Here is a 20,761-nt window from a genome sequence, read left to right as displayed (position 1 = left end):
TGGTGTGGCCGCAACAGCGATCTGGTGCGCACCCCGTAGCCGAAACCGCTACACCTCGCCGTCTGCGCGAAAACCGGGCATGTGCTGCTCCAGAACCGCCACCAGCTTGGCGGCAGCGAAGGAGAGCGGCCGGTCCTTGAGGTGCGACAGGTCGAGATGGGTGCGCACGCGCAGATCGCGAAAGGGCCGCGTCACCAGCGTGCCCGCCGCCTCGTCGCGGCGCACGGTGAAGGGGGGTAGGACCAGCAGCGCCCGGCCGCGGCGGGCGAGTTCGAGCTGGATCTCGAGGGCGCTGGTGGTGAAGACCGGATCGAGGGCCGGCAGGCCGGCCTCGCGCATCTGTCCGTCGAGGGCCTGGCGCACCCCGAAGGCCGCGTCCGGCACAGCCACCGGATAGGAGAGGAGATCGCGCGGGCCGACCTGCAGGCGGTCGGCGAGGGGATGATCGGGCGCCATCACGGCGGCATGGTCGACCGGCACGCGGCAGCGCACGGCGGTCTCGGCCTGCTGCGGCGTGAACAGGGTGACGGCGAGGTCCGCCTCCCCGTCGGCGAGGGCCTGCATGGTGCGCCCGACGCTCGCCACCACCACCTCGAAGCGCACATCCGGATAGCTCGCGGAGAAATCGGCCAGCGCCGGCACCAGCAGGCCGGAGGCCGCCGCCCCGCTGGCATAGACCGTGACGCGGCCCGCCCGCAGGCCCTTGAGGTCGTCGATCAGGGTGCGGACGTGGTCGAGCTCGCGCAAGGACCGGGCGGAGCGGGCGGCGAGCAGCTCGCCGGCGGCGGTGAGCCGGATCCCGGTCGGGTCGCGCTCCACCAGGGGCGCACCGAAATGGTATTCGAGGTTCTCGATCTGCCGGCTGATCGCGGTCGGCGCGATGCCGAGCTTCTCCGCCGCCCGCCGCATCGAGCCGTGCCGGGCGAGCTCGTTGAAGTAGATCAGGGCCCGCAGCTGCACGGCACGCACCATCCTGGCGATCGACAGGCCGTCGCGGCGGCCTGCCGCATGGATTACGGCGCGGCGGGGCCGGCGTCCACGCCTCTCGGTGCGTCCCTCGAGAAGCTGGGGACACAGCCCGTCACGCGGTCGGCGCCTCCTCCATGAGCGCTGCCAGTTGCAGGTCCTGCTCCGACAGGTCGCTCGCAGGGCGGATCGGGATCAGACCTTGCCTCCGGTACAAGGCCGTCAGGAACTCCCACTCGCGGAGCACGATCGCGTAGATGCCGCGATAGATGAAGTTCTTGGCCGCGAGCTCCCGGGCCGCGGCCGGACCGAGGAGGTCGGCGGCCGCCGCGACCTCCAGGTAGTTCACGACGACGTGGAGATACGAGGAATGCTCGTTCTCCGCTCCCTGCGGGAAGCCGATCGGCATCGAGGGGAGCGCCGCCCGGATCGACCGCCAGATCTCGCGCCAGCCGGACGGGTTGGTGTGCGAGTACCACGTCGCGTACCAGTGCATCTGCTCGTGCAGATAGGTGCACAGGATCGCCGGCTCGGCCCAGAGGCTGGTGTTCAAGGTCAGCACCGGGTGGCTGTAGGCCGGCCCGGTCGGGGCGATCCTGATGCGTCTCGTGTATTCGTAGCGGCCGAGATCGTGGGTCGCGCGGAGCTTGATCAGCGCGGCCCGGACACGCTCGGCGGAGGCCTGCGCCATGGACAGGTCGATGTCGATGCGATCGTCCATGTGCGGCCTCCCCCGGTCGGTGCGCGGCCGTCCGGGGACGACTCGATGTCTGCCCCATGGTAAGGTCTATTCCGCCGGCCGTCGACAACGCGCGACGACACCGTCGATCGGGGCGACCGAAAAATGGCATCCCCGGGAGAGGTTCGGCCGGCGCGTCCCCTCAAGCCCCCTCGATCACCAGCCGCGCCGCCGCCTCGCCGGCCGGCCCGAGCGGCGCCGGCCGGCGCGTCTCCTTCGACAACAGCACGCAGACCGATTCCGCCTCGCCCGCCACCGTATCGCCGGTGAGGATGCGGTGGTGGAAGCCGAGCGAGGTGCGGCCCGCGCGGGCGAGCCAGGTCGCGGTGCGGATCCGGCCCGGATAGTGCAGCTCCGCCCGGTAATCGATGACGAAGCGGGCGATGACGAAGAAGGTATCGGGGGTGAGCAGCGGGGTCAGGTGGGTTGCGAAGAACTGCACCCGGCCGCTCTCGCAGAAGGCGGCGAAGACCGCGTTGTTGACGTGGCCGTTGGCGTCGGTGTCGCGGTAGCGCAGGACGTCCTCGCTCCACAGCACCCGCGGATCGGCCATCAGCCCGTCGGTCATCGCCCCCTGCCCTCTTCTCTAGCCGTTGCGCGGGGCGGTGCCGCCGAGGTGGAACACCCGGTGCGGCACGAGCTCCCCCCGCTCGACGTCGCCGACCGCCACGAGCACGCCGCCGCAGGTCGCGTAGGCCTTGCCCTCGGTCGGCGCGTCGCGGCCGCGCAGGATCACCGGCTGGCCGCGCATCAGCCGCATCGCCATGTCGCGGGAGACCGGCACGTGCGGCACAGCGTCGAGGGCGGTCTCGACCGGGCGCAGGACCGCGGCGTTGGCCTCGGCCTCGGCGGCCTCGAGCGCCCCGATGGTGCAGGACTGGTCCTCGGCGAAGGGGCCGACGCGGGTGCGGCGCAGGGCCGAGACGTGGCCGTAGCAGCCGAGCGCCCGGCCGAGGTCGCGGGCGATGGCGCGCACGTAGGTGCCCTTGCCGCACTCGGCCTCGATCACGGTTCGCTCAGGACTGTGGGCGACGATCGCCAGCCGGTCGATCTGCACCGGGCGCGCGACCAGCTCCACCACCTCGCCGTCGCGGGCGAGGTCGTAGGCGCGCTCGCCCTGGATCTTGATCGCCGAGTAGCGCGGCGGCACCTGCTCGATCGCGCCGACGAAGCGCGGCAGCATCGCCTCGACCTGCTCCTGGGTGGGGCGGTCGTCGGAGGTCGCCACGGGGCGCCCTTCCGCGTCGTCGGTGTCGGTCTCGACGCCCCAGGTGACCGAGAAGACATAGGCCTTGCGGCCGTCCATCACGAAGGGGACGGTCTTCGTCGCCTCGCCCAGCGCGATCGGCAGGATGCCGGAGGCGAGCGGATCGAGCGTTCCGGCGTGGCCGGCCTTCTTGGCGTTGAGGGCGCGCTTGACCGCCGCGACCGCGTGGGTCGAGGTCATGCCGACGCCCTTGTCGAGGATCACCCAGCCGCTGATCTCGCGGCGCTTGGGCCGGTCGCCCGGCGGGCGCCCGCGGCCGCGGGGCCGGTCCTGACGGGGGGCTCCGTCGCGCGCGGGGCGGCTCGCCTGCGGCGCGGGGGGCTCTGCGGGCTGATCCTCGTGCATCGTCATCCTGTGTCCGTTCTCGAACGGCGGTCGCCGCGGGACTTGTCGCCCGCGTTCGTCCGTGCCGATCCTGTAGGGTCTCAAGTCTTCACCCGGGCGCGGGTTCACCGGCCCGGGGAGGCGTCCTCGTCCTCGGCATCCGGCTCCTCGGAGCCGAGATCGCGCTGGACCTTGTCGCTGCGCAGGAGCGCGTCGATCCGCGCCGCCTCATCGAAGGTCTCGTCGCGGCGGAAGCGCAGGTCGGGGGCGAATTTGAGCGCCACCCGGCGGGCCACCTCCTGGCGCAGCACCTTCTTGTTGCGCTCCAGCGCCTCGATCACCGGGCGCTCGTCCGTGCCGCCCAGCGGCATGACGTAGGCGGTGGCGAGCTTGAGGTCCGGCGACATGCGGACCTCCGGCACCGTGATCACGTGCTGGCTCAGCACCGGATCCTGGATGTCGCCGCGGCTCAGCACCTCGGCGAGGGCGTGCCGCACGAGTTCGGCCACGCGCTGCTGGCGCTGCGAGGGGCCTGCGGATTCCTGGGGTTTGCGCACCATCGTCTCTCCGGGCTCGGACCGGGCCGCGGGGCGGCCATCTGGCCTCCAGGCCCACGCGGCTGTCATCCTATGAACCGACGAGCCCGGGACGCTGGCGTCCCGGGCTCGCGGTCTTCGTGGCGGCCGCCGCCATGACGGCGGACGGCCGATGGCAGCGGGGTCGCGTCAGAGCGTGCGACGCTCCTCGTGCACGATGTAGCACTCGATCACATCACGCGGACGCATGTCCTGGTAGTTCTCGAAGGCCATGCCGCATTCCTGGCCGGCCGCCACTTCCTTGGCGTCGTCCTTGAAGCGCTTGAGCTGCGAGAGCTTGCCCTCGTGCACCACCACGTTGTCGCGGATGAGGCGGACATGGGCGCCGCGCTCGACCCGGCCGTCCTCGACCCGGCAACCGGCGATCTTGCCCACCTTCGAGACGTTGAAGATCTCGAGGATGCGCGCCTCGCCCAGGCGCTCCTCGCGGAGCGTCGGCGGCAGCAGGCCCGACATCGCCGCCTTCACGTCATCCACGAGGTCGTAGATGATGTTGTAGTAGCGGATCTCGACGCCCGCCCGCTCGGCGGCCTCGCGGGCCTCCTTGTGGGCGCGGACGTTGAAGCCGAACACGACCGCACCCGAGGCCTGGGCCAGGGTGATGTCCGACTCGGTGATGCCGCCGACACCCGTGTGCAGGATGCGGGCCATCACCTCGTCGTTGCCGAGCTTCTCGAGCGAGCCGGCGATGGCCTCGACGGAGCCCTGCACGTCGCCCTTGATGACGAGCGGGAACTCCTTGCGGCCGGCGCCCTCCTTGAGGTCGCGCATCATGTCCATCAGCGTCCGGCCGGCACCGCTGCCGGTGGCCGCCGCGCGCTCGCGCTTCATGCGGGCGCGGTACTCGGTGACCTCGCGGGCCCGGGCCTCGTTCTCGACCACCGCGACGCGGTCGCCCGCCTCCGGCGTGCCGTTGAAGCCCAGCACCTCGACCGGAACCGACGGCGCCGCTTCCTTGGTGTTGCGGCCGGTATCGTCGACCAGGGCGCGCACGCGGCCCCATTCGGCGCCCGCCACCACGATGTCGCCGGTGCGCAGGGTGCCGCGCTCGACGAGCACCGTCGCCACCGGGCCACGACCGCGGTCGAGCTTGGCCTCGATCACCGTACCCTCGGCCGACCGCTCGGGGTTGGCGCGCAGGTCCAGGATCTCGGCCTGGAGGGCGAGGCCCTCCAGCAGCTCGTCGAGGCCGTCCTTGGTCTTGGCCGAGACCTCGAATTCGAGGGTCTCGCCGCCCATCGACTCGACCTGGATGTCGTGCTGCAGGAGCTCGGTGCGGACCCTTTGCGGGTTCGCGTCCGGCTTGTCGATCTTGTTGATCGCCACGATCAGCGGCACCTCGGCAGCCTTGGCGTGGGAGATCGCCTCGATCGTCTGCGGCATGACGCCGTCATCGGCCGCCACCACCAGCACCACGATGTCCGTCACCCGGGCGCCGCGGGCGCGCATCGAGGTGAAGGCCGCGTGGCCGGGAGTGTCGATGAAGGTGATCTTGCCGCCGGAGGGCGAGGTCACCTGATAGGCGCCGATATGCTGCGTGATGCCGCCCGCCTCGCCGGAGACGACGTTGGCGTTGCGGATCGCGTCGAGCAGCGAGGTCTTGCCGTGGTCGACGTGGCCCATGATGGTCACGACCGGCGGGCGCGGCTGGGTGTCGTCGTCGGTATCGGGCTCGTCGAACAGGCCCTCCTCGACGTCCGACTCCGCGACGCGGCGCACAGTGTGGCCGAGCTCCTCGGCGATGAGCTGCGCCGAATCCGAGTCGATCACATCCGTGATCTTGTGGATCTGGCCCTGCTTCATCAGCATGCGGATGACGTCGACCGCCCGCTCGCTCATCCGGTTGGCGAGCTCCTGGATGGTGATCGTCTCCGGGATGACCACCTCGCGGGCCAGCTTCTCCTTCTGCTCCACCTGGCGGTGGCCGGTCAGGCGCTGGTTGCGGCGGCGGAACGACGCGAGCGAGCGGGTGCGCTCGTCCTCGCCCGAGGTCGCCGTCGCGATGGTCAGGCGGCCGCGGTTGCGGTCGCCGCCCGGCGACTTCGGCGTCTTAGGCGGGGTGATGACCTTGAGCGGCATGCCGGGACGGCGGATGACCCGCTTGGTCTCGGCCTCCTCCTCCGCCGCGGCCGGACGGCCGGTGGCGGGACGCGCGGTGGCGGCGGCGCCCGTCGCGGGCTTGGCCGCAGCTGCGGTCTTGGCGGCCGCGGGCTCGGGCTTCGCGGGCTCGGGCTCCGGCTTCGGAGCCGGACGGGCCATGAAGTTCAGGTCGCGCGGCTTGCGGGCATCGGCCGTCAGCGTGCGACGCGGCTCGGCCGGAGCGCTCGGACGGGTGATTCCGGTGCTCGGGGTCGCCGGGCGGGTTCCGGCGGGCGCAGCCGGACGCGCACCGGCCGGGGCGCCCGGACGGGCACCGGCGGCGGCAGGGCGGGCCCCTGCGGCGGCAGGACGGGCGCCGGGAGCAACCGGGCGAGCGCCCGCAGCGGCGGCGGGACGCGCACCGGCCGGAGCGGCGGCACGGGCCGCAGCCGGGGCCGCCTGGCGCGGGGCCGCAGCGGCCGGCGCAGCCGCAGCCGCCGGAGCCTCAGGGGCGGCCGGAGCCGGAGCCGAGGCGGCGCGGGCCGCATCCTCCTGGGCGCGGCGCTCGGCCTCCTCGGCGGCACGGCGCTTGCGCGCATCCTCCTGCCGACGACGCTCCTCCTCCTCGTGCTTGCGGGCCTCGGCGGCCTCACGCTCACGCAGTTCGGCGGCCTCGCGCTCGACGCGGCGCTGCGCCTCCTCGGCGGCGCGGCGGCGCTCCTCCTCCTCGCGACGCTTGGCGTCGACGAGGGCGGCCATGCGGGCGCTCTGTTCCTGATCGCTCAGCGTGCGCAGCACGACGCCGGAGCGCGCAGCGCCCGGACGGTCCTGGCGCGACGCGCCGGAGCGGCCCTGCCCCTGGGGAGCGGAACGCGCCTGGCTCGGCGCCGCGTCTTTCGGCGCGGCCGGGGCCGGCGCGCCGCCGGGGCGACGTTTCACCGTCTCGACCACGACCGCCTTCGAGCGGCCATGGGAGAAGCTCTGGCGCACCGTGCCCTGCTCGATCGGACGCTTCATCGACAGCGTCTTGGCGGGGCCGGGTTGCAACGTCTTGTCGCCCGGATTCTTCGTCTCACTCATTCAGTTCAGACCCTGGGGGTTCTCGTCCGTCCCGGGACCCGGCCTCCCGGTGGCCGCCTCCCATCGTGTTCCCGGGAGCGCACCCAGCAACCGGGCCGATCCCATTCGATTCGTTCAACCACCGGCCTCCGGGGGGCCGGTCCGCAGCGATGTTCCACCATCCTGGACAGCGTCCGGGAGCGCCGCGTCGGAGCCCGAAGGCTCCGTTCCGGCACGTCCCGACGTCGCCGTCCCGCCGCGGAAGACGTGGAGCCGACGCCAACGCGCGAGCAAGCCGGCAGTGCCGGCTCCCGCGACGAGGGCAGCGTGTATCACATGATCCCGGCCCAAGGCCATGTCCAATTCTTCACCGGACAGGTCGTCGAGCACCGGGATCCTCGATATGGCATCGCCATAGCGCCTTCGCAATGCCTGGGCGAGCTTGCGGCGCCCGTCCGGGCTCGCATCGCTGGCATGGACCAGGGCCTTGACCCCGGTCGGGCTATCCACCGCGCTCTCCACCTTGGTGAAGCCGGTGACGACGCACCCCGCCTTGTTGGCGAGGGAGAAACTCTGGCGCAAGTCCTCGCGCAGCCCCGCCTCGATCACATCGGCGAGATCGGGCGCCACGCGGGCGTCCTTCTGCCGGAAGGCGCGCTGGAACAGACGCTTCTTCACCGCCTCCTGCACCATGGCCCGGGTCGCCGTGACCCAGGCGCCGCGGCCGGGGAGCCGGGCGCGCAGGTCCGGCACCACCTGGTTGTCGGGGCCGAGCGCGAAGCGGAGCATCCGCTCGGGAGGGCCCGCCTCGCGCGTGACCAGGCAGGTGCGCTCCGCATTGGCGCGGCCGCGCCCGGCGCCGGCGTCGAGGACGTCCGGCGGCAGCGCGTCCGCGTCCTGGGTGTCGTCCTGCATGGTCGGGTCCATCGTTGCGTCGGGCCTCAGGTCGGCTGCCGCTCGGCGGTCGCGGCGGCCTCCTCCTCGACCGGAACGGCCTCGGACTCGTCGCCCTCGTCCTGACCCTCGGCGTGCTCGGCCTCGACGCCCTCTTCACCCTCGGACTCGTCGCCGTCCTGCACCTCTTCCGGCGGGGGTGCCTCGATCCAGCCGGCATGGACGCGGGCGGCCATGATCATCGCCTCGGCCTCGGCGCGGGAGACCTCGAACCCGTCGAGGTAGCCGGCATGGCGCACTGCTTCGGGACCGCGGCCTTCGGTGTAGCCGACGAGGTCGTCGGTGGCGCAGCCGGCGAGATCCTCGACGCTCTTCACGTCGTTCTCGCCGAGTGCGACCATCATCGGCGTCGTGATGCCGTCGATGTCGCGCAGCTCGTCGGCGACGCCGAGTTCGATGCGGCGGGCGTCGTTCTCGGCCTCGATGCGGTTGAGGTAGTCGAGGGCACGGGCCTGGATCTCGGCGCCGGTCTCCTCGTCGAGGCCCTGGATGTTGGCGAGCTCCGTCGGCTCGACATAGGCGATCTCCTCGACGGAGCGGAAGCCTTCCGCGGCGAGGAGCTGACCCACGGTCTCATCGACGTCGAGGGCCTGCATGAAGGTGTTGGTGCGCTCGACGAACTCCTTCTGCCGGCGCTCCGATTCCTCGGCCTCGGTCAGGATGTCGATGTCCCAGCCGGTGAGCTGGGAGGCGAGCCGCACGTTCTGGCCGCGCCGGCCGATGGCGAGCGAGAGCTGGTCGTCGGGCACCACCACCTCGATGCGGTCGGCCTCCTCGTCGAGCACCACCTTGACCACCTCGGCCGGCTGGAGCGCGTTGACGATGAAGGTCGCCTGGTCCTGCGACCACGGGATGATGTCGATCTTCTCGCCCTGCAGCTCGCCGACCACCGCCTGGACGCGGGAGCCGCGCATGCCGACGCAGGCACCGACCGGGTCGATCGAGGAATCGCGCGAGATCACCGCGATCTTGGCGCGCGAGCCCGGATCGCGGGCGACCGCCTTCACCTCGACGATGCCGTCGTAGATCTCCGGCACTTCCTGGCCGAAGAGCTTGGCCATGAATTGCGGGTGCGAGCGCGAGAGGAAGATCTGTGGCCCGCGCACCTCGTGGCGGACGTCGAACAGGTAGGCGCGGATGCGGTCGCCGGGGCGGAAGGTCTCGCGCGGGATCGACTCGTCGCGGCGCACGATGCCCTCGCCGCGGCCGAGATCGACGATGACGTTGCCGTACTCGACGCGCTTGACCAGGCCGTTGACGACCTCGCCGATGCGGTCCTTGTACTCGTCGTACTGGCGCTCGCGCTCGGCCTCGCGGACCTTCTGGACGATGACCTGCTTGGCCGACTGGGCGGCGACGCGGCCGAAATCGAACGGCGGCAGGGTGTCGGAGATCACGTCGCCGACCTGGGCGGCGGGGTTGTGGCGCCGCGCCGACGGCAGGTCGATCTCGCGGGCGTCGTTCTCGACCTCGTCCACCACCAGGAGGTGGCGCGACAGGCGCAGCGCCCCGGTGCGGGGGTCGATCTCGGCGTGCACGTCGGTCTCGGCGCCGTAGCGCGAGCGGGCGGCCTTGGCGATCGCCTCCTCCATCGCGCCGATCACGATCGAGCGGTCGATGACCTTCTCGCGCGCGACCGCCTCGGCGATCTGGAGGAGTTCGAGCCTGTTGGCGCTGACGACGGCCATCGGATCAGTCCTTCCTGGTTCTTCGTTGGTTACGGGTCGCTGGGGCGGTCTCAGTGGCTGACGGCGGGGCCTTGGCCCTCGTCCTCGTCATCCTCCTCGTCGTCCTGCGGCGGGGCCGAGCCGCGCCGCAGGGATTCGCGCACCAGGGCGTCGGTGAGGACGAGGTGGGCCTCGCCGATGTCGCGCAGGGGAATGTCGTAGGAGGATGGCAGGCCCTCCTTCACGTCGGGCAGGTCGATGCGGACCGTGTCGCCTTGCGGGGCCCGGATGATGCCGCGGAAGCGCTTGCGCCCGTCGAGCGGCATCGCCAGCTCGACCTTGGCCTCGTAGCCGGCCCAGCGGGCGAAGTCGCCCGCGCGCACCAGCGGCCGGTCGATCCCCGGCGAGGAGATCTCGAGGTAGTAGGCGCCGCCGATCGGATCGTCGACGTCGAGGATCGGCGAGATCGTGCGGCTGACGGTCTCGCACTCGTCGACCGACATGGTGCCGTCCGGCCGCTCGACCATGATCTGCACCGTGCAGCCGTTCTGGCTCGAGACCTTCACCCGCACGAGGCGGAAGCCGAGGCCCTCGATCGCGGGCTCGATGATCTGCGCCACGCGCGCGGCGATGCCGGTCTCGGTGATGAGGCGCTTCTCGGCCGGGTTCTGGTCTGGGGCGTCGGTCATGGATGTCTGTGCCGCGGCTCCCCCGAGGGGCGCCCTTGAGGGGAGGCAATCTGGCGTTCGGCTCGCGCCCGGGGAGGCATCGCGGCAATAAAAAAGAGCGGGCCCCGGGGGGACCCACTCCCGCACCGCAGCCTCACCGGCCACGAACAGAACTGTTGTTCGAGGAGATAATCCGGGTGCGGGCGGAATGCAAGGTGGTCGGGGGCGGTGTCGGACGGTAGGGTCGGGGTATGAAAGCTTGACAGGACCTTCATCGGAGCACGGCCCCGGCGTGCACCTCGGCCTTCGCAGCCCGACATCCCCTCCGAGTCAAGGCTCGATGACGGCAGGCCATGCGCTTGCTAAGATGGGGAGGTGAGGATCAAACGATGACCACGCCGGCATCCGTCGCGGAACTCGTGCCCGCCACGGGCGAATATCCCGCGCTGAAGACACTCCTGGAGCGGATCGAGGCCGTGCACGCTCCGGAGGACGTGCTGCTGTTCGGCAGCCGTGCGAAGGGTACGGCGGGTCCGGACAGCGACTGGGACATTCTCGTGGTTCTGCCCGACGATGCCGACGAGCGCCTGCTCGATCCACTGCTCGGTTACGAGACGCAGCGAGGGTCGAGGGTCTACGCGGACGTGCTGTGCTCTCTCAAGAGCGAGTTCCTGTCGGACCTCACTGTCGCGAATTCGCGGACGCGGGACATCGCCGGGCACGCCGTCCGTGTCTTCTCCCGCTAGCCTTGGATGGCTGGCGCTCCAGCCTTCCGCGAGGCACCCCGCCTCGCTACGATAGAATCTTGACCGGATGTGATATTTCCTTGAGCCGGTACACTTCATACGTATCTGTCTTGCCTACCTGAAGCACAACCAAAGCACCGAGACGAACGATAGACGACAGAACATCGGCTCTCAGATCGAGAATGCCGGCTGCCCCGGCGGCTCGCCCCGCTACGAGTTCCGTTACGATGCCATGAGCCTGGGACAGATCGAGACCGAGTTCTCGCAGCACGCGGGCAAGACTCACCGGCTCCGTGATGGGACCAAGCGGATGGAACTCAGCGGCGGCGAGGATACCGGAAGGGGCGGGGCGGTCGGTCGGGGTTTCGGCCGGTAGTCCGAGACGCTCCCGCAACGTGGACGACGTCGACATCGTAGATCTCCAAGATCTTGCGACCGAGGGAGTTGAGGCCCGCCCGGCCGAGCGCGCCGGGGGAGAGGCCCTGGATATGGGCATTTGTAACGCGGAGTTCCCGGCCGCGGAAATCCGCCTCTCCGATCACCTCCAGCACACCGACCGGCAGTGCGATCCTGACCAGAACCGTATTCCCGTATACCTCCTCGATGGTGATGGTGATCTGCGCCGAGGTCCACATCACGTCGCCTCGACCGGAATGGAAAAACAGTTGCGTCCTGACGCGAGCACCCTGGCCCCCTGCCCCGGATCTCTTGCCAATGCGGAGCGTCGCCGCATTGGCCGGCTCACATCAAACACGTATTGAGAAGTGCAGCCGCCGACGTTCAAGCCACATACTCAGGTCGCCGCCCGTCACACCGACAACCACCGCCGCACCTGCGCCTCGACCATCCCCGAGCGCGGCCCCGCCTCGACCACCTGGCCGCGGTCCATCACCGCGTAGGTGTCGCAGAGGTCGCGGGCCCATTCGAAGTACTGCTCGACCAGCACGATCGCCATGTCGCCCTTGCCCCGGAGGTAGTCGATCGCCCGGCCGATATCCTTGATGATCGAGGGCTGGATCCCTTCCGTCGGCTCGTCGAGGACGAGGACGCGGGGGCGCGTCACCAGGGCGCGGCCGATCGCAAGCTGCTGCTGCTGGCCGCCCGAGAGGTCGCCGCCGCGGCGGCCCAGCATGTCCTTGAGGACGGGAAAGAGGTCGTAGATCTCGGCCGGCACGTAGCGGTCGGCGCGCTTGCAGGGGGCAAAGCCGGTCTCGAGGTTCTCCTTGACGGTGAGCAGCGGGAAGATCTCGCGTCCCTGCGGCACGAAGGCGATGCCCTGGCGGGCACGGTCGTAGGGGGCGAGCCGGCTGATGTCGCGGCCATCCAACTTGACCGCGCCCTTCGATACCGGCTGCTGGCCGACGATGGCGCGCATGAGCGACGTCTTGCCGACACCGTTGCGGCCGAGTACCGCCGTCACCTTGCCGAGTTCGGCCTGGAGCGAGACGCCGCGCAGGGCCTGCGCCGCGCCGTAATGAAGATCGATGGTCTCGACGGAGAGCATGTCGAAAAGAATCCTCAGCGGCCGAGATAGACCTCGACCACCCGCGGGTCGGCCGAGACGGAATCGATCGAGCCCTCGGCCAGCACCGCGCCCTCGTGCAGGCAGGTGACGCGGCACTGGAGCGCCCGCACGAAGTGCATGTCGTGCTCGACCACGATCACCGCATGGTCCTTCGCGATGCGGCGGAGCAGCGTCGCGGTCGCCTCGGTCTCGGCGTCGGTCATGCCGGCGACCGGCTCGTCGACGAGGAGGAGCTTGGGGTCCTGCGCCAGCAGCATGCCGATCTCGAGCCACTGCTTCTGGCCGTGCGAGAGATCGGCCGCCGGGCGCCCCCGGTGGGCGATCAGCCCCACGGTCTCCAGGATGGCGTCGATCTGCGCCCGCTCGACCCGGTTGCGCCAGCCGAACAAAGAGGCGGTCGCGGCCCGGGGGCCTTTCAGCGCCAGCAGGATGTTGTCGGCGACCGTCTGGCTCTCGAACACCGTCGGCTTCTGGAACTTGCGGCCGATGCCGAGCTCGGCGATGGCCGCCTCGTCCATCCGGGTCAGGTCGTGCATGCCGTCATAGATCACCTGGCCGGTATCGGGCCGGGTCTTGCCGGTGATGCAATCCATCATCGTGGTCTTGCCGGCGCCGTTCGGACCGATGATCGCCCGCATCTCGCCGGGCATCAGGGTCAGGGACAGACCGCGCAGCGCCCGGTAGCCGTCGAACGTGACCTTGATGTCGTCGACGTAGAGCAGGGCCTGGGTGAGGCGCTTCTCGTGAACGGGATCGGAAACGGGCAGAGCCATCGCGGCACTCATGATCCGCGGCCCTCCTCGGCCAGGGCAGGGGGGATGTCGCCCGGCTTCGGGCCCGGCAGGCGGGCCTTGGCGCGGCGGGAGCCGAGCCGTTCGGTCAGGGTGCCGAGGATGCCCTTGGGCAGGAACAGGGTGACGACGACGAACAGGGCGCCGAGCGCGAACAGCCAGGCGTCGGGCAGCGCACCGGTGAGCAGCGTCTTGGCGTAATTGACCAGCACCGCGCCGAGCGCCGCACCGACCAGCGTCCCGCGCCCGCCGACCGCGACCCAGATCACCGCCTCGATCGAGTTGGCCGGGGCGAATTCGGACGGGTTGATGATGCCGACCTGCGGCACGTAGAGGGCGCCGGCGACCCCCGCCATCATGGCCGAGACCGTGAAGGCCAGCGCCTTGTAATGCGCCGTGCGGTAGCCGAGGAAGCGGGTGCGCGATTCGGCATCCCGGATTGCGATCAGCACCTTGCCGAAGGCGGAGGTCGTCATGAAGCGGGCGACGAGATAGGCGAGCGCCAGCGCCACGGCGGTGAGGACGAACAGGACGACGCGCGTCCCTTGCGCCTGCACGCTGAAGCCCAGGATGTCCTTGAAGTCGGTCAGCCCGTTGTTGCCGCCCAATCCCATGTCGTTGCGGAAGAAGGCGAGCATCAGCGCGAAGGTCATCGCCTGGGTGATGATCGACAGGTAGACGCCGGTCACCCGCGAGCGGAAGGCGAGCCAGCCGAACACGAAGGCGAGGATGCCGGGCACCAGCAGCACCATCACGGCCGCGAAGGGAAACCAGTCGAAGCCGTGCCAGTACCAGGGCAGCTCCTTGTAGTTCAGGAACACCATGAAGTCGGGCAGGATCGGGTTGCCGTAGACGCCGCGCGGGCCGATCTGGCGCATCAGGTACATACCCATCGCGTAGCCGCCGAGCGCGAAGAACGCCCCGTGGCCGAGCGAGAGGATGCCGCAATAGCCCCAGACGAGGTCGAGGCTGAGCGCCAGGATCGCGTAGGCGAGGTACTTGCCCATCAGCGAGACGGCGTAGGTCGGCACGTGGAGGCCTGAGCCCGGGGCCGTCAGGAGGTTCAGGGCCGGCACCACGATGCAGGCTGCGGCGATCACGCCGAGGAAGATCCAGCCCGGCTTGTCGATGCGGGAGAGCAGCATGTTAGGCCTCCACCGCCCGGCCCTTGAGCGCGAACAGGCCGCGCGGCCGCTTCTGGATGAACAGGATGATGAAGACGAGGAGCAGGATCTTGCCCAGCACCGCGCCCGCATAGGGCTCGAGGAACTTGTTGGCGACGCCCAGCGTCAGTGCGGCCACCAGCGTGCCCCACAGGTTGCCGACGCCGCCGAAGACCACGACCAGGAACGAGTCGATGATGTAGCCCTGGCCGAGATTCGGCGAGACGTTGTCGATCTGCGACAGGGCCACCCCGGCGACGCCGGCGATGCCGGAGCCGAGGCCGAAGGTGAAGGCGTCGATCCACGGCGTGCGGATGCCCATGGCGGCCGCCATGCGGCGGTTCTGGGTGACGGCACGGGTCTTCAGGCCGAACGAGGTCGCCTTCAGGATCAGGTTGAGGGCGACGAAGACGGCCATCGCGAAGACCACGATCCAGAGCCGTCCCCAGGTGATCGAGAGGCCGAACAGGTCGAAGGCGCCCGCCATGTAGGACGGCGCGCCGACCTCGCGGTTGGTCGGGCCGAAGACCGAGCGCACCGCCTGCTGCAGGATCAGGCTGATGCCCCAGGTGGCGAGCAGGGTCTCCAGCGGCCGGCCGTAGAGGTGGCGGATGACGGTCCGCTCGATCAGGATGCCGACGGCGCCGGCGACCAGGAAGGCGAGCGGGATCGCGATCGGCAGCGACCAGTCGAACAGGCCGGGGGCCTTCTGGCGGATCAGCTCCTGCACCAGGTAGGTGGTGTAGGCGCCGAGCATCACCATCTCGCCGTGGGCCATGTTGATGATCCCCATCACCCCGAAGGTGATGGCGAGCCCGATGGCGGCGAGCAGCAGCACCGAGCCGAGCGAAATGCCGTACCAGGCGTTCTGCACGTTCGCCATCAGCGCCTGGCGGGTCTCGATGGCCGAGACGCCGCGGGCGGCGGCGTCGCGCACGCTCTGGACGGAATCGCCCGAGAGGCCGCGCAGGATGGCCAGCGCCTCCGAATCGCCGCGGGCCTGGAGGGTGTCGACGGCCGAGAGCCGTTCGATCTCGGACGCGCCGGGCTTGGCCAGCAGCGCCGCGGCGCGGGCCTCCTGCAGGCTGCGCTTCACGCCCGCATCGGTCTCGCGGGCGAGCGCCGCGTCGAGGGCCGGGAGCGCAGCGACGTCGCGGGCCCTGAGCACCGCGTCGGCGGCGGTCCGACGGGTGGCCGGGTCGGGAGCGAGGAGGTTCAGGGTGCCGAAAGCCGCATCGATCGCGCGCCGCACCCGGTTGTTGACCCGCACGGGTTTCAGGCCCTCGGGCGCCACCGCGGCGCCGGTGCGGGCGTCGGCGACCTTGGCACCGTCCTTGATCGCCAGCGCCTTGTCGTCCGGGCGGTAGAGCAGCCGGTTGTCGGCGAGCGCCCGCAGCACGAGCCCGGCCTTAGGGTCGCCGCTGGCGGCGAGGCCCGCGATGGCGGCCTCGATGTCGGAATAGCTGTCGCTGGCGAGCCGGGCATAGGCGGCGTCAGGCCCGGTCTGCGCGGCGGCCGGGAGGACCCAGGCGGCGCAGCAGAGCGCGAGGAGAAGGACGAGGCAGCGGCGCATTCAGGCTGTCCAGGCAAGGTGCCAAAATTCCCCTCTCCCGTGTGGGAGAGGGGTTAGGGGTGAGGGTGCTACGATTCCGCAGAAAGCACTGAGCGTTGAGCTGCCAGCACGACGGTCACAGCTTCACACTGAAGCGTGTCACCCTCACCCCCGACCCCTCTCCCACCCGGGAGAGGGGGGATTGCGCTAGACGATCACGCGCCGCCGCACTTCTTCGTCTTGGTGTTGTAGTTGCCGCAATTCAGCTTGACCCAGTCGGCCTCGAGATCCTTCGAGCCATCGAGCTGCTTCGACCAGGCCTCACCGGGGATCAGGCCCTCGGTCTTCCACACCACGTCGAACTGGCCGTTATCCTTGATCTCGCCGATGAAGACGGGCTTGGTGATGTGGTGGTTGGCCAGCATCTCCGAGGTGCCGCCGGTCAGGTTGTCCTGCTTGATGCCCGGCAGCGCCGCGATCACCTTGTCCGGATCGGTGGTGCCGGCCTTCTCGACCGCCTTCACCCACATGTTGAAGCCGATATAGTGGGCCTCCATCGGGTCGTTGGTGACGCGCTTCGGGTTCTTGGTGTAGGCGTGCCACTGGTCGATGAACGCCTTGTTGGCCGGCGTGTCGATCGACATGAAGTAGTTCCACGCGGCGAGGTGGCCGAGCAGCGGCTTGGTGTCGATGCCGGCCAGCTCCTCCTCGCCGACGGAGAAGGCCACGACCGGGATGTCGGTCGCCTTGACGCCCTGGTTCGCCAGCTCCTTGTAGAACGGCACGTTGGCGTCGCCGTTGACGGTCGAGACCACCGCGGTCTTCTTGCCGGCCGAGCCGAAGCTCTTGATCGCGGCGACGCGGGTCTGCCAGTCGGACTGGCCGAACGGGGTGTAGTTGATCGAGATGTCCTCGGGCTTCACGCCCTTGGCCTTCAGGTAGGCCTCGAGGATCTTGTTGGTGGTGCGGGGATAGACGTAGTCCGTACCCTCCAGCACCCAGCGCTCGACCTTCTCCTCCTTCATCAGGTAGTCGACGGCCGGGATCGCCTGCTGGTTCGGGGCGGCGCCGGTATAGAACACGTTGCGCTCGCTCTCCTCGCCCTCGTACTGGACGGGGTAGAACAGGATCGAGTTCAGCTCCTTGAACACCGGCAGCACGGACTTGCGCGACACGCTGGTCCAGCAGCCGAACACCGCCGAGACCTTGTCCTTGGCGATCAGCTCGCGCGCCTTCTCGGCGAAGAGCGGCCAGTTCGAGGCCGGATCGACCACCACCGCCTCGAGCTTCTTGCCGAGCACGCCGCCCTTCTTGTTCTGCTCCTCGATGAGCATCAGCATGACGTCTTTGAGCGTCGTCTCGGAGATCGCCATCGTGCCCGAGAGCGAGTGCAGGATGCCGACCTTGATGGTCTCCTGCGCCGAGGCGACCGTCGTCGCCAGCGTGCCGAGCGCCAACCCGCCCGCGACCGCGGCGCGCGAGAGCCAACCCTTCCACGTCATGGTGTTCTTCTCCCTGGGCCGTTGCGGCCGGACCCTGTTCCGCAAAGGCCGTGCCAGGAAAAATTTCGAAAAAGTTCCCTGAGATTCGGGCTCAAATTCTGGGCACCCGCCGGCATCTGACGCCGCATGCCCGATTTTTGCCGCAGGTGCTGCCCGCCTGCGCGCCATTCTGCCCAAGCCGGCGCCAAGGCTACGCTTGGATTCTGTCTGCCCTAGATGAGTCTCCCAGCCGGCATCGTCGCCGGCCGAGGAGAACCGGGGTGATCGAGGACCTCTGGTACAAGAACGCGGTGATCTACTGCCTCTCGGTCGGCTCCTTCATGGATGCCAACGGCGACGGCATCGGCGATTTCGAGGGGCTGGAGCGGCGCCTCGATTATCTCCTCGGCCTCGGGGTGACGGCGATCTGGCTGCACCCGTTCCAGCCTTCGCCGGGCCGCGACCACGGCTACGACGTGGCGGATTATTACGGCGTCGATCCACGCTACGGCACGCTCGGCGACTTCGTCGCCTTCACCCACGCGGCCAAGCAGCGCGGCATGCGGGTGCTGATCGACCTCGTGGTCAACCACACCTCCGACCAGCATCCCTGGTTCCAGGCCGCCCGCTCCGACCCCAACGCCCGCACCCGCGACTGGTACGTCTGGTCGAAGACGAAGCCGGCGAACGCCAACGAGGGCATGGTGTTTCCGGGTGTGCAGAAGAGCACCTGGACCTACGACAAGGAAGCCAAGGCCTGGTACTTCCACCGCTTCTACGAGTTCCAGCCCGACCTCAACACCGCCAATCCCCACGTCCAGGCCGAGATCTTGAAGATCATGGGATTCTGGATCCAGCTCGGCGTCTCGGGCTTCCGGATGGACGCGGTGCCGTTCGTGATCGCCGAGAAGGGGCCGGACATTTCGGGCGAGCCGCGCGAGCAGTTCGAATTGCTGCGGCTGTTCCGCGAGTTCCTGCAATGGCGCCAGGGCGACGCGATCATCCTGGCCGAGGCCAACATCCTGCCGCGCCAGGATCTCGACTATTTCGGCGACGACGCCGACCGCATGCACATGATGTTCAACTTCCAGGTCAACCAGGCTCTGTTCTACGCACTCGCCTCGGCCGATGCGCGCCCGCTGGTGAAGGCGCTGCAGAAGACCTGGAACCGGCCGCCCTCAGGCCAGTGGGCGATCTTCCTGCGCAACCACGACGAGCTCGATCTCGGCCGCCTGACCGAGAAGCAGCGCCAGACCGTGTTCGACGCCTTCGGCCCCGAGCCCGAGATGCAGCTCTACGACCGCGGCATCCGCCGGCGCCTCGCGCCGATGCTCGGCGGCGACCGGCGCCGGATCGAGCTCGCCTACAGCCTGATGTTCACCCTGCCGGGCACGCCGGTCCTGCGCTACGGCGACGAGATCGGGATGGGCGACGACCTCTCGCTGCCCGAGCGCGACTGCACCCGCACGCCGATGCAGTGGTCGCACGAGCCGCATGGCGGCTTCACCTTGAGCGACCACCCGGAATCGCCGCCGATCCACGAGGGTCCTTACGCCTATTCCCACGTCAACGCCGCGGCGCAGCGCTGCGCGCCGGAATCGCTCCTCAACTGGATGGAGCGGGTCATCCGCATGCGCAAGGAGGTGCCGGAGATCGGCTGGGGCGACTTCACCGCCCTGGAGACCCGCGATTCCAGCATCCTCGCCCTGCGCTACGACTGGCGCCAGAACTCGGTGCTCTGCCTGCACAACCTCGCGGCCGAGCCGAAGGAAATCACCTTCGCCACCGGCCTCGACGGCGACGGCCGCAACCTGATCGACCTCCTTACCGGGCAGCGGAGCCTGGCCGACGACGACGGCCACCACCGCGTGCTGCTGGAGGGCTACGGCTACCGGTGGTACCGGGTCGGCGGGCTGGACTACCTGCTGCGGCGAAGCGAGATCTGAGGAACTGGTACAAGAACGGGCGCGGCCCCTCCCCCACTCCGGGGGAGGCACTGCGCCCGTTTCGTCATCCGGACAACTCAGTCGATGTCCTCGACCGCCTCGGCCCCGCCATAGACCCGCTGGGCGAGCGACGCCTCGATCAGGTCGTCGATGTCGCCGTCGAGGACGTCGTCGGGGCTGGTCGACTGGGCGCCGGTCCTCAGGTCCTTCACCAGCTGGTAGGGCTGGAGCACGTAGGAGCGGATCTGGTGGCCCCATCCGATATCGGTCTTCGAGGCCGCCTCGGCATTGGCCTTCTCCTCGCGCTTCTTCAGCTCGAGTTCGTAGAGGCGGGCGCGCAGCATGTTCCAGGCGGTGGCCCGGTTCTTGTGCTGCGAGCGCTCCTGCTGGCACGCCACCACGATCCCGGTCGGGTTGTGGGTGATGCGCACCGCCGAATCGGTGGTGTTGACGTGCTGGCCGCCGGCGCCCGACGACCGGTAGGTGTCGATCCGGCAGTCCGATTCCTTGATCTCGATCGTGATCCGGTCGTCGATGACCGGGTAGACCCAGACGCTGGCGAAGCTGGTGTGCCGCCGGGCGTTGGAATCGTAGGGCGAGATCCGCACCAGGCGGTGGACGCCCGACTCGGTCTTCAGCCAGCCATAGGCGTTGTGGCCCTTGATCAGGAGCGTGGCGCCCTTGATCCCGGCCTCTTCGCCGTCGGCCCACTCGACGATGTCGACCTTGTACTTCCGGCGCTCGGCCCAGCGGGCGTACATGCGCTGGAGCATGTTGGCCCAGTCCTGGCTCTCGGTGCCACCGGCGCCGGCATGCACTTCGAGATAGGTGTCGTTGGCGTCGGCCTCGCCCGAGAGCAGGGTCTCGATCTGGCGGCGGGCCGCCTCGACCTGCACGGCGCGGATCTGCTCCTCGCCCTCGCGGATGCTGGCGGCATCCTCCTCCATCTCGCCGAGCTCGATCAGCGTCGCGCCGTCCTCCAGCCCCTGCTCCAGGCGCCGGATCGCCGTAACGGCGTCGTCGAGCTGCGTGCGCTCGCGCATGACCTTCTGGGCCTCCTCCGGATCGTTCCAGAGCGAGGGGTCCTCCGAGCGAGCATTCAGCTCCGCGAGGCGTTTGTCAACGGTATCCCAGTCAAAGATGCCTCCTCAGCAGTCCGATCGACTGCTTGGCGGCATCCGAGAGTTGCTCGATCTCGGCGCGCATCTGGTGTGGGTTCACTCGCGTGAGGGTGGGGC

19 protein-coding genes are annotated in these 20,761 nt (G+C 69.6%); 3 read left to right on the top strand and 16 right to left on the bottom strand.

Annotated elements, in window-relative coordinates; translation table 11 throughout:
* Positions 1–48 precede the first annotated feature (48 nt).
* The 9 genes from ABZT49_RS11310 to rimP form a co-directional block, all read right to left on the bottom strand.
* Positions 49–960, bottom strand: coding sequence for a LysR family transcriptional regulator (locus tag ABZT49_RS11310; protein ID WP_355286166.1), 912 nt, complete (start codon positions 958–960; stop codon positions 49–51).
* 121 nt (positions 961–1,081) lie between these two features.
* Positions 1,082–1,687: a hypothetical protein gene (locus tag ABZT49_RS11305; protein WP_355286165.1), complete on the bottom strand. Its 606-nt coding sequence runs from the start codon at positions 1,685–1,687 to the stop codon at positions 1,082–1,084.
* A gap of 160 nt (positions 1,688–1,847) precedes the next feature.
* Positions 1,848–2,273 carry a thioesterase family protein gene (locus tag ABZT49_RS11300; RefSeq protein WP_355286164.1) on the bottom strand — a complete coding sequence of 142 codons (426 nt, stop codon included), beginning with the start codon at positions 2,271–2,273 and terminating at the stop codon, positions 1,848–1,850.
* Positions 2,274–2,291: 18 nt separating this feature from the next.
* On the bottom strand, positions 2,292–3,317 hold the full coding sequence (gene truB / locus ABZT49_RS11295; protein WP_355286184.1) for a tRNA pseudouridine(55) synthase TruB: 1,026 nt from the start codon (positions 3,315–3,317) through the stop codon (positions 2,292–2,294).
* Positions 3,318–3,421: 104 nt separating this feature from the next.
* Positions 3,422–3,853, bottom strand: coding sequence for a 30S ribosome-binding factor RbfA (gene rbfA, locus ABZT49_RS11290; RefSeq protein ID WP_407943488.1), 432 nt, complete (start codon positions 3,851–3,853; stop codon positions 3,422–3,424).
* 168 nt (positions 3,854–4,021) lie between these two features.
* Positions 4,022–7,051: a translation initiation factor IF-2 gene (gene infB, locus ABZT49_RS11285; protein ID WP_355286162.1), complete on the bottom strand. Its 3,030-nt coding sequence runs from the start codon at positions 7,049–7,051 to the stop codon at positions 4,022–4,024.
* Between the two features lie 114 nt (positions 7,052–7,165).
* Positions 7,166–7,957: an RNA-binding protein gene (locus ABZT49_RS11280; protein WP_355286161.1), complete on the bottom strand. Its 792-nt coding sequence runs from the start codon at positions 7,955–7,957 to the stop codon at positions 7,166–7,168.
* 14 nt (positions 7,958–7,971) lie between these two features.
* Positions 7,972–9,672 (bottom strand): transcription termination factor NusA, encoded by a 1,701-nt coding sequence (gene nusA, locus ABZT49_RS11275; protein ID WP_355286160.1) that lies wholly within the window; start codon positions 9,670–9,672, stop codon positions 7,972–7,974.
* 50 nt (positions 9,673–9,722) lie between these two features.
* Positions 9,723–10,340 (bottom strand): ribosome maturation factor RimP, encoded by a 618-nt coding sequence (gene rimP, locus ABZT49_RS11270; RefSeq protein WP_407943487.1) that lies wholly within the window; start codon positions 10,338–10,340, stop codon positions 9,723–9,725.
* A gap of 368 nt (positions 10,341–10,708) precedes the next feature.
* Between rimP and ABZT49_RS11265 the strand changes: the two genes are divergently transcribed.
* Positions 10,709–11,065, top strand: coding sequence for a nucleotidyltransferase domain-containing protein (locus tag ABZT49_RS11265; protein WP_355286159.1), 357 nt, complete (start codon positions 10,709–10,711; stop codon positions 11,063–11,065).
* 46 nt (positions 11,066–11,111) lie between these two features.
* Here ABZT49_RS11265 and ABZT49_RS11260 read toward each other — a convergent pair whose 3' ends face one another.
* On the bottom strand, positions 11,112–11,477 hold the full coding sequence (locus ABZT49_RS11260; RefSeq protein WP_355286158.1) for a hypothetical protein: 366 nt from the start codon (positions 11,475–11,477) through the stop codon (positions 11,112–11,114).
* Here ABZT49_RS11260 and ABZT49_RS11255 point away from each other — a divergent pair.
* On the top strand, positions 11,461–11,826 hold the full coding sequence (locus ABZT49_RS11255; protein WP_355286157.1) for a hypothetical protein: 366 nt from the start codon (positions 11,461–11,463) through the stop codon (positions 11,824–11,826). The two genes, ABZT49_RS11260 and ABZT49_RS11255, sit on opposite strands and share 17 nt — an antisense overlap.
* 47 nt (positions 11,827–11,873) lie before the next feature.
* On the opposite strand, the gene urtE is transcribed toward ABZT49_RS11255, so the two are convergent.
* From urtE to urtA, 5 genes are all read right to left on the bottom strand, one after another.
* Positions 11,874–12,569 carry an urea ABC transporter ATP-binding subunit UrtE gene (urtE, locus tag ABZT49_RS11250; protein ID WP_109971356.1) on the bottom strand — a complete coding sequence of 232 codons (696 nt, stop codon included), beginning with the start codon at positions 12,567–12,569 and terminating at the stop codon, positions 11,874–11,876.
* A gap of 14 nt (positions 12,570–12,583) precedes the next feature.
* Positions 12,584–13,375 (bottom strand): urea ABC transporter ATP-binding protein UrtD, encoded by a 792-nt coding sequence (gene urtD / locus ABZT49_RS11245; protein ID WP_407943486.1) that lies wholly within the window; start codon positions 13,373–13,375, stop codon positions 12,584–12,586.
* Positions 13,372–14,526 (bottom strand): urea ABC transporter permease subunit UrtC, encoded by a 1,155-nt coding sequence (gene urtC / locus ABZT49_RS11240; protein WP_355286156.1) that lies wholly within the window; start codon positions 14,524–14,526, stop codon positions 13,372–13,374. Before urtC ends, urtD begins: the two co-directional genes overlap by 4 nt.
* A gap of 1 nt (position 14,527) precedes the next feature.
* The gene (gene urtB / locus ABZT49_RS11235; protein ID WP_355286155.1) at positions 14,528–16,117 is read right to left on the bottom strand and encodes an urea ABC transporter permease subunit UrtB; all 1,590 of its coding nucleotides are present in this window, start codon (positions 16,115–16,117) and stop codon (positions 14,528–14,530) included.
* Between the two features lie 194 nt (positions 16,118–16,311).
* Positions 16,312–17,598 carry an urea ABC transporter substrate-binding protein gene (gene urtA, locus ABZT49_RS11230; RefSeq protein ID WP_093570122.1) on the bottom strand — a complete coding sequence of 429 codons (1,287 nt, stop codon included), beginning with the start codon at positions 17,596–17,598 and terminating at the stop codon, positions 16,312–16,314.
* A gap of 260 nt (positions 17,599–17,858) precedes the next feature.
* Here urtA and ABZT49_RS11225 point away from each other — a divergent pair, with 260 nt between their 5' ends.
* Entirely contained in the window at positions 17,859–19,523 is a 1,665-nt protein-coding gene (locus ABZT49_RS11225; protein WP_355286154.1) for an alpha-amylase family protein, read from the top strand.
* A gap of 77 nt (positions 19,524–19,600) precedes the next feature.
* Here ABZT49_RS11225 and prfB read toward each other — a convergent pair.
* Positions 19,601–20,729 (bottom strand): peptide chain release factor 2 gene (gene prfB, locus ABZT49_RS11220; protein WP_143132133.1). Its coding sequence is split into 2 segments (ribosomal slippage): positions 19,601–20,659 and positions 20,661–20,729, totalling 1,128 coding nucleotides; the frame shifts between segments, so codons are not numbered across the junction.
* Between the last annotated feature and the right edge of the window lie 32 nt (positions 20,730–20,761).

The sequence above is a fragment of the Methylobacterium sp. EM32 genome, from assembly GCF_040593685.1.
Lineage (GTDB): Bacteria > Pseudomonadota > Alphaproteobacteria > Rhizobiales > Beijerinckiaceae > Methylobacterium.
Note: the sequence above shows the minus strand (reverse complement) of the source record. Positions and strands in the feature narration are given on the sequence as shown.

Excerpts from the sequence above, each read along its gene's own strand:
- ABZT49_RS11305 (WP_355286165.1), bottom strand. The coding sequence starts at position 1,687 with ATGGACGATCGCATCGACATCGACCTGTCCATGGCGCAGGCCTCCGCC.
- urtB (WP_355286155.1), bottom strand. The coding sequence starts at position 16,117 with ATGCGCCGCTGCCTCGTCCTTCTCCTCGCGCTCTGCTGCGCCGCCTGG.
- truB (WP_355286184.1), bottom strand. The coding sequence starts at position 3,317 with ATGCACGAGGATCAGCCCGCAGAGCCCCCCGCGCCGCAGGCGAGCCGC.
- ABZT49_RS11260 (WP_355286158.1), bottom strand. The coding sequence starts at position 11,477 with ATGTCGACGTCGTCCACGTTGCGGGAGCGTCTCGGACTACCGGCCGAA.
- ABZT49_RS11300 (WP_355286164.1), bottom strand. The coding sequence starts at position 2,273 with ATGACCGACGGGCTGATGGCCGATCCGCGGGTGCTGTGGAGCGAGGAC.
- infB (WP_355286162.1), bottom strand. The coding sequence starts at position 7,051 with ATGAGTGAGACGAAGAATCCGGGCGACAAGACGTTGCAACCCGGCCCC.
- urtE (WP_109971356.1), bottom strand. The coding sequence starts at position 12,569 with ATGCTCTCCGTCGAGACCATCGATCTTCATTACGGCGCGGCGCAGGCC.
- ABZT49_RS11280 (WP_355286161.1), bottom strand. The coding sequence starts at position 7,957 with ATGGACCCGACCATGCAGGACGACACCCAGGACGCGGACGCGCTGCCG.
- urtA (WP_093570122.1), bottom strand. The coding sequence starts at position 17,598 with ATGACGTGGAAGGGTTGGCTCTCGCGCGCCGCGGTCGCGGGCGGGTTG.
- nusA (WP_355286160.1), bottom strand. The coding sequence starts at position 9,672 with ATGGCCGTCGTCAGCGCCAACAGGCTCGAACTCCTCCAGATCGCCGAG.
- urtD (WP_407943486.1), bottom strand. The coding sequence starts at position 13,375 with ATGAGTGCCGCGATGGCTCTGCCCGTTTCCGATCCCGTTCACGAGAAG.
- urtC (WP_355286156.1), bottom strand. The coding sequence starts at position 14,526 with ATGCTGCTCTCCCGCATCGACAAGCCGGGCTGGATCTTCCTCGGCGTG.
- ABZT49_RS11265 (WP_355286159.1), top strand. The coding sequence starts at position 10,709 with ATGACCACGCCGGCATCCGTCGCGGAACTCGTGCCCGCCACGGGCGAA.
- rimP (WP_407943487.1), bottom strand. The coding sequence starts at position 10,340 with ATGACCGACGCCCCAGACCAGAACCCGGCCGAGAAGCGCCTCATCACC.